General features: G+C 45.6%; 11 protein-coding genes. 6 read left to right on the forward strand and 5 right to left on the reverse strand.

All coding sequences use genetic code 11. The features are described from left to right. The first annotated feature begins 37 nt into the window (after positions 1-37). From H8B21_RS05275 to H8B21_RS05285, 3 genes are read left to right on the forward strand one after another with little or no spacing between them, the layout of a single operon-like run. Positions 38-1,138: a PepSY-associated TM helix domain-containing protein gene (locus H8B21_RS05275; RefSeq protein ID WP_190312702.1), complete on the forward strand. Its 1,101-nt coding sequence runs from the start codon at positions 38-40 to the stop codon at positions 1,136-1,138. 13 nt (positions 1,139-1,151) lie between these two features. Continuing rightward, positions 1,152-3,473, forward strand: coding sequence for a TonB-dependent receptor (locus H8B21_RS05280; RefSeq protein ID WP_190312703.1), 2,322 nt, complete (start codon positions 1,152-1,154; stop codon positions 3,471-3,473). Positions 3,474-3,507: 34 nt separating this feature from the next. After that, a complete protein-coding gene (locus H8B21_RS05285) occupies positions 3,508-4,104 on the forward strand; it encodes an HmuY family protein (protein WP_190312704.1) in 597 nt (198 codons plus the stop codon). Positions 4,105-4,657: 553 nt separating this feature from the next. Here H8B21_RS05285 and H8B21_RS05290 read toward each other — a convergent pair. Continuing rightward, on the reverse strand, positions 4,658-4,951 hold the full coding sequence (locus H8B21_RS05290; RefSeq protein WP_190312705.1) for an HU family DNA-binding protein: 294 nt from the start codon (positions 4,949-4,951) through the stop codon (positions 4,658-4,660). A 736-nt stretch (positions 4,952-5,687) separates the two neighbouring features. After that, a complete protein-coding gene (locus tag H8B21_RS05295; RefSeq protein WP_190312706.1) occupies positions 5,688-6,335 on the reverse strand; it encodes a TetR/AcrR family transcriptional regulator in 648 nt (215 codons plus the stop codon). A 307-nt stretch (positions 6,336-6,642) separates the two neighbouring features. Here H8B21_RS05295 and H8B21_RS20530 point away from each other — a divergent pair, with 307 nt between their 5' ends. Further along, the gene (locus H8B21_RS20530) at positions 6,643-7,020 is read left to right on the forward strand and encodes a metallophosphoesterase (protein WP_223814848.1); all 378 of its coding nucleotides are present in this window, start codon (positions 6,643-6,645) and stop codon (positions 7,018-7,020) included. Next, positions 6,948-7,433, forward strand: a complete 486-nt coding sequence (locus H8B21_RS20535) for a hypothetical protein (RefSeq protein ID WP_223814849.1) — start codon at positions 6,948-6,950, stop codon at positions 7,431-7,433. Before H8B21_RS20530 ends, H8B21_RS20535 begins: the two co-directional genes overlap by 73 nt. Before the next feature lie 248 nt (positions 7,434-7,681). Here H8B21_RS20535 and H8B21_RS05305 read toward each other — a convergent pair whose 3' ends face one another. The 3 genes from H8B21_RS05305 to H8B21_RS05315 form a co-directional block, all read right to left on the reverse strand. After that, complete coding sequence (locus H8B21_RS05305; protein WP_190312707.1) at positions 7,682-8,167, reverse strand: immunoglobulin-like domain-containing protein; 486 nt, start codon at positions 8,165-8,167, stop codon at positions 7,682-7,684. 29 nt (positions 8,168-8,196) lie between these two features. Continuing rightward, positions 8,197-8,643, reverse strand: coding sequence for a hypothetical protein (locus H8B21_RS05310; RefSeq protein ID WP_190312708.1), 447 nt, complete (start codon positions 8,641-8,643; stop codon positions 8,197-8,199). Between the two features lie 296 nt (positions 8,644-8,939). Continuing rightward, entirely contained in the window at positions 8,940-10,697 is a 1,758-nt protein-coding gene (locus H8B21_RS05315; protein ID WP_190312709.1) for a hypothetical protein, read from the reverse strand. A 343-nt stretch (positions 10,698-11,040) separates the two neighbouring features. On the opposite strand from H8B21_RS05315, the gene H8B21_RS05320 reads away from it, so the two are divergent. Continuing rightward, positions 11,041-12,006 (forward strand): helix-turn-helix domain-containing protein, encoded by a 966-nt coding sequence (locus H8B21_RS05320; protein WP_190312710.1) that lies wholly within the window; start codon positions 11,041-11,043, stop codon positions 12,004-12,006. The last annotated feature ends 17 nt before the right edge of the window (positions 12,007-12,023 follow it).

The raw sequence follows: 12,023 nt of genomic DNA on the forward strand, positions 1-12,023 counted from the left end.
AAGAGTTTTACGGGTTAGGAATAAAAATTACTAAAGAGTGTCAAAGTTAAAGAGAATAATAAGAGAAATACACGGCATAACAGGACTATTGGTGGGTATAGTCATTATCATTGTCGCATTGAGCGGTTGCGTGTACTCGTTCCAGCGCGAGATTAGAAGTGTACTTTATCCACATCTTTTAAAGGTCAGTGTTCCCAAAAATACAACACGGCTATCAGTTGACAGCATAGCATCTATTGCTTCTTCACATCATTCCAAAACTAGAATAAGGGAAATTGTGATAAGCCATGATCCCGAGAAATCGGTCAGGGTCTATATGGTTGGGCAGCACCTGCTTTATATCAATCCCTATTCGGGCGAAGTGTTAGGCATAAAGAATACCAAGAAAGACCCTTTTTTGATGGCTTGGTCACTGCATACCCAATTGGGGCTTGGTAACGTGGGTGGCACAATTGTAGGATGGGCGACATTTGCTTGTGTACCGCTGATACTAACCGGACTATGGCTGTGGTGGCCTGTCCGCAGTACATGGCGTAAAGCCTTACAGCTTCCGTTAGAAGGAAGATGGAAGCTGGTAAATTTCCAATGGCATAAAAACGCAGGTTTTTATACTTCCATTTTCTTCCTGTTCATCTGCATGAGCGGCATGATGATGTCCTTTAAATGGTTCGAGAACAGCGTATATTGGTTGACAGGCTCTCCGACTACACAACGGGTCATGCCTAAGCCTGTAGAAGCAGTACGGCAGGTGGGAAAAATCCAGAAATCCCTCGACTACACTCTTGGCAAATTCCCCGAAGTGAAAGAAGTAAGCCTTTTTTTTCCAAGGTCTGAAGACAGGGTTTTTATGTTCATTGCCAAATACGAAAACCGTCTGGGGCAACGGGAAATCCTCTATTTCAATCCGAAGGATGGTGAATTACTCCATGGTAGCTACACAGCGGACAACAGTACTGCGGATAAGCTAAAGGCCATGAACTATAATATTCATTCAGGTCAGATAGGTGGTCTACCCGGTAGGATTATTGCCTTTTCGGCAACCTTGTTTGCAGCTTATCTCGTGGTCAGTGGAACGATAATATGGTTTCAGCGAAATGTCAGACGGAAACCAAAAAAGTACAATTCAACAAAATCATAACCATTTATCATCTATGTCAATATTATTCGATACAAAGCAATACATTTTGCTGATAGGTACGGTATTCTTCTTATTCAGCAACCAGCTCTATGGACAGACTTCGACAGCTATACAAGGTAAAGTGAACAATACGAGCAAACAACCTATACAGGGGGTAACGGTCGAACTTGTCGGACAGAACCAAAGCACCATAACCGATGAAAGCGGTATATTCCGCTTTGCTGCTCCGGCAGGTATATATACCATCCGTATCAGTATGATGGGCTACGAAAGCAAAACCATTGAAAACCTGTTCGACAAAGACCATTTTCCGATGTTTGTGCTGGAAGCAAATGCCGTTGGTCTGGGTGAGGTCGTCATTACGGCCACCCGTACCGAAAAAAATGTGGATGATATTCCTTTGCCTGTAACCATTATTGGCAAAGAAGAAATACAGCAGAAAGCGATGTTACGGCTGGACGAGGTACTTGCCGAACAGCCCACCATCATACTTGTCGAAGACCACGGGACAGGCATACAACTCCAGGGATTTGAAGCTAAGTATACGCTGATCTTGATAGATGGAGAACCCGTCATCGGCCGATCATCGGGGACATTGGAGCTTTCACGCATTACCATGAACAATGTGGAACGTGTTGAGATTTTGAAAGGGCCGTCATCTTCGCTGTATGGTTCGGAAGCGATGGCCGGAGTGGTCAATATCATTACCAAAAAGCCTTTAAGGGGCAGCCGGATGGGTACTTCGGTACGGTATGGCACGAACAATGCTCTCGATATGTCATTGGACGGCAGCATAGGCGGGAATAAAACTTCTGTCTACGGCGCATTTAATCGCTTTAGCAGCAGTGGCTACAACTATGCCCGTGATAATTCATCCAACACGGTGCCACCTTTCCATGGATACACCGGAAATGTGAAAGTGGATTATAACATGACACCGAAACTGGAGCTGAAAATCGGTGTTAAATACAACGACGAACACGCCCAAGACCATTACATAACCAACACAGGCAGTAACGACCAACAGGTAACATCACAATTCCTACGAAGGGACATCGCTATTACACCTAGTGCGATGTACCGCTATTCCGACATGCATACCACTTTTCTGAGGCTCAACCAATCTTTTTATAAAACGGACACTCGGATCAGCATCACGGAGGACGGAAACCTTTACAGCCACGACTATTTCGATCAGAATTTTACAAGGGCGGAGTTGCAGCACGATTATAAGATCAACGATAGAGTGGTGGTAACAGCAGGTGGAGGAATTACCGATGAATGGTTAAAAGCGGTACGCTACGAAGATAAAAAAGAATTCATCGCCGGATTTGCTTATGCGCAGGCTGATGTGCGAATTTCCGATCGCCTGAACTTCATTGCCGGAGTGCGTTTTGATGCCCACAATGTATATGCTTCACAGTTCAGCCCCAAGCTGGCGGCACAGTACAAAACTTTGTCATGGCTAACGGTACATGGTACTATGGGAAGTGGTTTCAAAGCACCCGATTTCAGGGAGCTTTATCTCAACTGGACAAATCCCACACAAGGGTATAGCGTGTTTGGAGCAGAAGACGCGGCGTACAAGTTGAACCGATTGGTAGAAGCAGGCGAAATAGCCGAAGTACTGTACGATCCCTCACTGATAAAAGCACTGGATGCGGAACGCTCATGGAACTATCAGGCGGGGATTAAACTACATCCGGGAACAGGTTTTGACGGCGGAATAAGCCTGTTCCGAAACCATGTCAACAACCTTATCGAAACCTTTGTAATAGCTACCAAGACCAATGGTAGGTCGGTCTACACGTATTCCAACCAGGAGAATGTTATCATACAGGGTGCGGAAGCCCATGTAGGCTACAAATGGCGAACCCTGCATATCAAGACCGGAATTCAATACTTGGATGCAGTCAATAGAGATGTGCGGGACGCCATTAATGAAGGCAGAGGCTATTATACCCGGGATGCGAAGACAGGGAGTAGCCGATTAGTGAAGCCTGGCGAATATGGCGGTTTGCTCAATCGTTCCCGCTATACGGCCAATACAAGCATTATCTACAATTGGACCAAGCCTGATTTGGACATTACCTTTCGCTGGGCATACCGCAACCGTTTCGGAGTGCGGGATATTGACGGCAACGGTATCTTGAACTTGGACGAAGAGTACGCTCCAGGTTATTCCATGTTCAATGCCTCTGCCGTAAAATCGTTTTTCAACAAGCGTTTTTCCGTATCGTTATCCACGGAAAATTTAGGAAATATCAGACATACAGGGGTCGCTACCATGCCGGGAAGAATGTTTTTCATCGGTGCATCTTATAGAACAAAGTAATTCATTAAATAAATTATATAAAAATAACAAAGCAATGATTAAACATCACATTTTTCAAAAAACGGGTTTATTTGCACTTATCCTTGGTCTTATTTTTACATCATGTAGCAAGAAAAATGACCCGGCTCCCGACGACGGTGACAATGTGCTGGAGATGGTTGCCATCAAAGACCTTAACGGTTTGGATAAAGGGCATGTGTGTTTCAGTTTAGAACAGAAGAAAGAAGTCGAGGAAAGTTCGAAAGACTGGGATATCAAATTCTCCGGTGCAACAATTAGTTTTGGTAACGGCGCAAGCGGCCAAATGGTAGAGGGTATTTTATCCTCCTATATGACCGCTCCTGAAGATGGGTACAGCGCCTCAGGCATCACAGGCAATGGGTCATATTACACAAACACAACCTCGCAAACTGTTCCGAACCATGCTATACTGATGAAACCAGGAATACTTATCGTAGTAAAGACAGCAAAAGGTAGGTATGCAAAAATAGAAATGATTGGTTATTACAAAGGAAATCCTGATATAGCCACTGCTGATTTTGCCGATATCCCTACCCGGAATGAGAAGTGGCCAAAACAGCACTATACCTTTAATTATGTATTACAACCCAACGGAACGAATAAGTTTTAAGGGAAAAGCTAGCATAAATCAAAATCCGGATGTTCGTAAAAAAGAAACGGACAAAAGAGGAATTTATGGTTCTTCGGAGTAAACATAATTTATGGAAGAAAAAATGAAAGAAAACATTTCACCACAGGAGCATGCTCATTTTTTATCGCGAATTGGCGCATATTTTGGTGTTTTGATCAAAAAAACGCTGCAAATATCTGATTTGCAGCGTTTCAATATTTTTTGATGTATTAAAAAGTAGCCCGTAGGGGAATCGAACTCAATTCTTAACGGTCTAATTTTCAGTATCTTGTGTGGTAGTTGTCGGGATACGCACCGAATTACCAACCTTTTGTTTGATGCAGATATTTACAAATCTTACATATCAAAAATACAAAAAAGAAACGGTAATATTCAAAATAAAAGCGATAATCTCGCTATAATTTGGTTCGTGAAGCCATCGGCAAAGTAAAGCAAAGTTTGTTGGCGATCTAAAGAAAAATACGTTATCCGTTGCCTTCGTATAGCTGATAAAGGCCAACCCTTCGGGTCACCCTTTATAAAATTCGACACGTTATTTCTTCTTTTTGTCGGGCTTATGGACCGCGTCCTTCAGGGCTTTTCCGGCAGAAAACCTAGGTAGCTTTTTGGCCGCGATCTTCAGCGCAGCTCCGGTCTGCGGATTGCGCCCGGTACGGGCGGAGCGTTCCGTTACGGAAAAAGTTCCGAAACCGATAAGCGTTACCGCTTCCCCGTTCGACAATGATTTGGAGACTGCGCCTGTAAAGCTGTTAACGGCGCTTTCGGCCTGCGACTTAGTGAGTCCCGTTTCCCCCGCGATGTGGTTGATCAGATCTGCTTTGTTCATGATGAATCTGTATTTTGGATTTAACAATAGTTTAAAAGTAGTAAAAAGCCTCAGAGTATTAAAACTCGTGTTATTTATTTCTATATATAGTGCTGCACTATTGGTGAAGGCAATGAAGTCGATGGGTCAAGGCTTCGCGGCTAAGCCCTATACATCGGAACGGTTGAAATATCAGGCCCCTTTTACCCTAAATACAGCGCCCGATAGGGCAAGAGCCTGCGCGGAGCGAGGCAGGCCGCAAAAGTGTGGAGGCCATCCACGGAACACATGATTAAGCTACGGCCGCCATAGGGGCGGCAGTGAGATGTATTTATAATAGCTGGACAACCCCCGGGCAATATGTGTTTGGCAAGGTTCACTATCCCCTCTGCACTGGGAGGAGCTGACGCCAGTTCCCCTTAGCCAGTCCGACCTAAGTACATAGACGTCAGTCCTTGACGCCAGTGCTTTCCTGAATTTATCGATATCCTTTCCCAACCTTTTGAACAACCACAGTTCTGCATAGGTCGGACTTTCACAGACCTCATTACGGACCATTTAATGGATCCACGAGGACCCGTTCCGGTATTTTCCTGTCCAAGGGCCCCATATCGGTAAAACCGATCCTCCCGGGGGCACGATATAGTATCAAGACCTGAAAAGATCAACTGTTGCCTCCGATGGACGGACAGAGACCCGATCCGATCCTATGTTTGACAGACTTACCATAAAGCTTACCTCATAGTTGTCCTGGAGCTTACCTGGCGGAATAGGTCCATTCCAAAATCTTGCTTACCGCTGCCCTGATCCTGTCCATTCCTTCCTTTGTTGAGACATCTATCTCACAGATCGTGCTGTTGGTATTTACTGAATGCAGGACGAGGTAATTGATCCCCGAAAGCAGTATTGCTGAAATCGCCCGAAGATCCAGATCCTTCTCCCTGTGTTCCCTGTCGGCGAAAGTAAAGAACAGTGCGAGCATCTTTTCCCGCTCCCGGGCAACATGTGCCATGAGTTCCGATCTTTCAGAGATCTGCCAGGCAACAATCTTTTGCAATTCTCTATTTTTTTGAAGTAGGATAAGCTGGGTCAGTAACAGCGATTCCAGCAATTCCCTTGATCCGGACTTCTGAGTGTTCCCGAAGAACTCCATTGCTCCAATGGTAGCAGGGGACCAATAGTCCTTGCCCATAAAATAAGCCTCGATCAGTTTTTCCACCGATCCGAAATACATGGTCACAAGCTTTCGGTCCACGCCCGCACATTTTGAAATGTTGCTGACTGTCAGTCCGGTATATCCCTTTTCCTCGAGGACCTTTCCCACTGAAATGATCATTTTGTTCATGGTGCGTTCCCTGTCGTGCTTTGCCCCACTGTATTTTTTCCGCTGTTGCTTGATGGCCATGTCCTTTTGTTAGATGAAACTGACATTCAATTTAGCCAATCTCTTTTAATATGTCAAGCAAGGGGTTATTGTTGTGCAGTCACTGGGCAAATACAGTGTTTTATCTCTGTTCTTAGGGAGTCAATAAACAAGTTGCCCAATCTTCTAGATTAATCGAGCACTTGGACTTCGTTGATTAATAGGCCGAAATCTGATCATAATTACGGGGACGCAACAATAATATCAGGATTGAAGGAACGGTCAGAGAAATTGCCCCTAAAACTGGCATAACCGTACAAAAAACCGTAAATTTAGAATGGAAAGAATTATGGATACAAAAACGGTAAAAGGGGATTTCAGCTCTGGCAGAACCCTGGTCATGGGAGACCTTCACGGGTCCCACCTGGCATTGAAGCAATGTCTGGAACGCTGCGGATTTGATCACGGAAATGATACCCTCATTCAGTTGGGTGACGTTGCCGATGGACGGGACGGAGTCTACCAGTGTGTGGAAGAACTATTGGAAATTGAGAACCTTATGCAATCGCTGGGAACCATGACGTCTGGCTTCGGGAATTCATCGAGACCGATTTCCATCCTCATTATTGGAACCATGGAGGAAAGGATACCGTTATGTCCTACCTTCGGTGTGCCGGGGGCAATGGTGTCTGTTTTCCTTCGGGAAGCGGCTATAAGACTTCCCTGAATTCCTCCGATATACCTGCGGCGCACAGGCAATTTTTCAGCAGCCAGAAACCCTATCATATTGATAAGGAAAACAGGTGCTTCGTACATGGAGGGTTTGACAGGTACGCTCCTTTTATCGGACAGCCGGCAAACACCTATTATTGGGACAGGATGCTCTGGTCTGAAGCTATGGACTATCGGGAAATCGGGAACGGGAACGGTGGATTCCGGATGGAAACACCGTTCAAAGAGATCTATATCGGGCACACCCCAACGACCAACTGGGGTTCGGACCATCCGATGCGAGCTTTTAATATTGTCAACATGGACACGGGCGCGGGTGGTACCGGACGTCTGAGCATTATAGATATCGATACGGGTGAATATTGGCAGTCCGATCCGATTTCCCTGCTCTATTCCGTTGGGTTCTAAGATAAGCAGATTTTCAAAGATTTAAAGGGGTTCCGATCACCCTAATGGATCAATAGAACTTACAATAGATATGTCTATATTTTGATATCACTATTTCGAAAAGAAGAAAGTTTCTGAAACTAGGTGACAAGGGTGTATCACTATTTTTGTATACCCTGAACTTTTTTCAAGATGTTTGAGAAACCCGTGGTTTCTTACGGTGCAAGCATCTTCGCAGGCATAGGTTCGAAATTTTAAGTAAGGTAATATTACTCCCGGATATCAAATTCTGCAAAAATTTCAAAGCTCTTACGCGTCTGCATATAGTCAGATTTTAAATAATGTTTCACGACCCTGTATCTGCCTGCGGTGTAATGGATCCGGTCTTTATAGAGTTTCTTTGTGAAGGTTTCGGAACCGTCGGGCACTATCCGCCAGCCAAGGTCGGGAAACTCGATATCTTTTGGGGAGACAACCTTCCATCGATCTGCTTCAAACCTTTCGATACAGAAATGCAGTCCGGTAGTAATGGTATCGTTCGTATTATTGGTTATTTTTACCGTCATGCTACCAGGCAATGTCGATATTTTTAGGGTTTCTGGCAGGGCGGTTAACTCTACCGTCTTATCTGTACTGTCCGGCTCCTGAACCGTTGTACGGTTCGTACGGGACGCTCCATGGTCTCTGCTATTATGGCCCTGCCCACAGCCCAGTATTAAGCTTGCTGATATGATAGAGATTGATAACTTTCCCATATATTTAAGATTTTGTACCAATAGCGGGATCAATGATTGGCCTCTACAGTAACGATTACCGTTTCTGCCGCTCCAAGTTTGGGAACCAGTGCGTGAAAGGTTATGTTGGGGGCTTCCGATGTTAGGTTCATCTTAATTTTAACATTCAGTGTATATTTCCCGTTACAGTCTCTGGAATAGTCGTAGTCAATTTTTTCGACTCCACTGCTTAGCTGTTTTTTACCGATGATCAGATCGTATTTTTCGAAATCCAATTCATCCGCACAACTGCCCGTGACCAGGTCGTCGAACTGTGCCTGAGAGCGGATAATAGAATGGTTATCCTTCAGGTCTATCCCTAAAGACCGTTCGGTATGCTCGCATCCATACAGTGTTTCCATAGACTCCGTTCCGATCTTGGCAGAACGGCACTGTTCACTTTTAGTGCATCCAACCAGGAGCGTAACCAGCGAAATAATAACAAGAAAATTTTTCATTGAACTGATATATAGGTTTAAAATCAATTTTAATCATCATATGATGATATAACGTTCAGAATTGATTGTTCGCTACAACAATACATGCCGAACGTGATATCTGTCGATAGATTAAAGTTGACCCAAGGCTTTTGTTGTTTTAAACATCTTCGATCTTGGTCAATTGAACCTCATATTACAAAAAGATGTCTCGGCCGTTTGGGCCGAAACGAGGTGTAGCCGCAAGCGGCGATAACTATTAAAGGACATCAACACCTTCCGATATACGAAACTTCATCCGGGATATCATTCGTCGATCACTCTTCCAGCCTGCTCGCCAATAGACTTTCAGCCAGCATCATCGCTTTGCCCGCTGACGGATGTTCGGTGATATCGACCAGGAGCGATGAGAATTCATCACTGACCGGGATCATCTTTTTTAGATCGCGTTCCAGGTGACGGCGGAATTTCTCCATGTCATCCCCAAGGCGATGAAACCTCTGTAGCTCATGGTAGGCCGGACTCTCTTCCATTTCCTCCAACATCACCCTATAATTGTCCCTGTCTGAACGGAGGCCGACGATCAGCCACCGGAGCCTTTCATCGTCCTGCCGGCCGATATAGTCCGGATCCCCGGCAAGATTTTCAGCTTCTATCTGTAACAGCGTCAGCAGGTCGTTTTGCTGGTAAGCGGCATCCAGTTCACGGACGATATCGCTCCGCAGTATCTCTCCCTCTTTTCCAAGATCCAGCGTATCGCAGAAGTGGTCCATTAGCCTCTGGTAAAGCTCAACGACCTCTTTCGGTCTGTCCTGTGCTGTCTCTCCTTTTATCTCGGACATACTCTTGAATCCAAAGGCCTCCCTGATCTGTTCCAACAGCAGGTTTCCGCTCCGCAGTGTTTCGTCCATCGGAGTCAGTTTGGGAGCGCCCGGTGGAAGGAACAGCGATAACAGGTCGGTCATTATATCGGCCCCCATCGGAGCCGAGATATATGGCCTGCCCGACCATTCCACATAAAAATCCATCTCTTCCATAGCAGGCGAGCGCAGTGCGAATGCACTTTCGCAGGAACTTACGATGGCCTGTTTTAGGATCTTCCTGTTTTTGGCAGGTATCTTTTTACTTTTGTGCCAACCGGCAAGAAGATATGCTGCCTTCATATATTCCTTCCCCAGTTTCTCGTGGGGAAGCCTGCTGATCGCTTCGGCGACTCCCTTCACCTCCTTGCCAAGCTCACGTTCCCGCCTCACGGTCTGTTTCAACCTGTCCGTTTCAGCCCGTAATGTATGGAGTTCCCCGAGCAGTCCGTTTCTGTCCTTTCCTTCCAGTTCGGACAATATTTCCTGCTCGGACGGAGATGGTTCGTAACGCCTATCGCCGGCGCTGTCTTCTTCGGATAGTTCTTCTTCTTCCGTATCCGGCCGGGGCTCTACCTCCACCTTTTCGCCGAGACACATCAGCAACAGGCAGTCGCATAGATAATGAAAACGCTCTACCGAGGTGCTTTTCGTGTCGATTTCTTCCAGCATGTTCCAGAGAAAACTATCCAGTTCACCTGAGCCGCTGAACACATACTGGTCAATGGGGCCGTTCCTTTCGGTCAGTGACTGATCGATGATATCCATGACGGCCTTTCTATCTGCCAGATGGGAAAGACATTCCGGTCGGACGTAAAGTTCGACCAGTGTATGCTCGTCTTCCATCAGCCGGTTCTCGGTAATGCGGTCTCCCTGCCAGAAGATCCGGTTGTCCATAAAGTCCAGCTGCAAACGTGTTTTCTCTTCCTGATAGCCGAAAGCCGCGCCTTTTCCTACATGTATCCGAAGACAGATGGCCGGCTCGGAAGGTTCGGTGATGAATGTTGCGGGCTGGGTAACCGTGTACTGCCTGTAGCAGAACAGCCGGCCGATCCCGGCAGCACTCAGTGATCTGGTCTGCCAGCCCTTTCCCGCATCGCTAAGCTTACCTATATGAACGCTGCCTCTCGGATCAGGCTCGGGAAAATGAAAGGTTATCGGGGAACGTTGTTTTCCTTTCTTTCCATGGTAAATTGACAGTACGGTCTTTTTCATATCCCGGGATATTTTAGGTCTACATATTCAATCGAACCTTAAAGCTAACCAATAAAAAAGGGACGCGGAAATATTTAACCTACCAAAATGCCAAAAACGGTTACATAATTATTGCTTTAAATAAACCTTGATGGAAGCATGGTCTGTATATTTATCAGTAAAAGTATAGACAGAAAATATAGCCGATCCTAAAGATATAGTTGGATTCTGACAACCAGAGATATCGTTCGTGGTGTTCAAAATGCATTTCAAGGTGGTAAAACCTCATTTCGTCGAAAAAATTTGAAAAACAGATTAAAAAATATTAGTTTAATGGTTTTAACCTCAGTTTTGTCTGAACAGTATGCAAAGGAGTTTCGATGTTGAGTTCAGGACACGTGTGACGGTGACCGATGTCACAGGGAATATTCCCCGCTGGTGCGGGGACTGCCTGACCTATGCCCAGGCAGAACGGTTTATCTTTCAGGAGGGAATCTCCGTCCGTCAATTCTACAGTCACTACCTCTTCTTTGTCGAAGTTATGGATATTGACCTGCATACCGAACTGGTTGCTGATTTCCTGATAAAGGAGGCCAGCCTTTTCCTTTTCGTGATGCTCGAAGGGAATATGTCCTTCTGCACCGGCGGTGGGGAAGCCATTGCCGAAGCAACGGGAAATACGTGCTATGCCACCTACAACCGGGAAGGCAGGTTCACGTTCTCGCTGCCGGCAGGAAAGCACAGGTTATGCTATATCTTGCCCAGGACAGAATGGATCGCCAAGAACATCAAGCACTACCCGAGATTGGAACCTTTTCTGGAAAATATGTACAATAGCGAAACCTCTTTCGGATACCTGCCCACGTGTACCATCACCAAAGGTATGGAAATAGGTTTAAAGAAACTCTTTGGACTCAGGGAGGAAAAGGGAAGGGACTTCGAAGCAGATCTGCTGAGGGATGCAAAACGGGTCATGTACCATTACCTTAACCTGTTGGAGGACAAACTGGCACAGCGTGTCCATCTGATAAAGGACTATATTGACCGGAATTATGCCAACCCGGAGCTGAACAACGCCTTGCTGATGAAAGTTTTCCATATTACCGAAAAGACCCTGATCGACACCTTCAAAACCGAGTTTGGCACCACGCCGTATAATTACCTTGTTGAGCTGCGTATCGAAAAGGCCAGACTGATGTTCGAAAAGAGAGAAAAGACGCCGACACAGGTTTATATACTGGTGGGTTACGTCAATTTTAGGAGTTTCAAGACCCAGTTCAAGAAAATCCATGGAATTTCCCCTTCTCAGTACTGTAAACTGATACGTTAGGGGTTTTGCAAACGCTG

This window comes from Sphingobacterium chuzhouense (genome assembly GCF_014692525.1).
In the GTDB taxonomy this organism is placed as follows: Bacteria; Bacteroidota; Bacteroidia; order Sphingobacteriales; family Sphingobacteriaceae; genus Sphingobacterium; species Sphingobacterium chuzhouense.

Excerpts from the sequence above, each read along its gene's own strand:
- H8B21_RS05285 (WP_190312704.1), top strand. The coding sequence starts at position 3,508 with ATGATTAAACATCACATTTTTCAAAAAACGGGTTTATTTGCACTTATC.
- H8B21_RS05320 (WP_190312710.1), top strand. The coding sequence starts at position 11,041 with ATGCAAAGGAGTTTCGATGTTGAGTTCAGGACACGTGTGACGGTGACC.
- H8B21_RS05290 (WP_190312705.1), bottom strand. The coding sequence starts at position 4,951 with ATGAACAAAGCAGATCTGATCAACCACATCGCGGGGGAAACGGGACTC.
- H8B21_RS20535 (WP_223814849.1), top strand. The coding sequence starts at position 6,948 with ATGTCCTACCTTCGGTGTGCCGGGGGCAATGGTGTCTGTTTTCCTTCG.
- H8B21_RS05295 (WP_190312706.1), bottom strand. The coding sequence starts at position 6,335 with ATGGCCATCAAGCAACAGCGGAAAAAATACAGTGGGGCAAAGCACGAC.
- H8B21_RS05305 (WP_190312707.1), bottom strand. The coding sequence starts at position 8,167 with ATGGGAAAGTTATCAATCTCTATCATATCAGCAAGCTTAATACTGGGC.
- H8B21_RS05315 (WP_190312709.1), bottom strand. The coding sequence starts at position 10,697 with ATGAAAAAGACCGTACTGTCAATTTACCATGGAAAGAAAGGAAAACAA.
- H8B21_RS20530 (WP_223814848.1), top strand. The coding sequence starts at position 6,643 with ATGGATACAAAAACGGTAAAAGGGGATTTCAGCTCTGGCAGAACCCTG.
- H8B21_RS05280 (WP_190312703.1), top strand. The coding sequence starts at position 1,152 with ATGTCAATATTATTCGATACAAAGCAATACATTTTGCTGATAGGTACG.
- H8B21_RS05310 (WP_190312708.1), bottom strand. The coding sequence starts at position 8,643 with ATGAAAAATTTTCTTGTTATTATTTCGCTGGTTACGCTCCTGGTTGGA.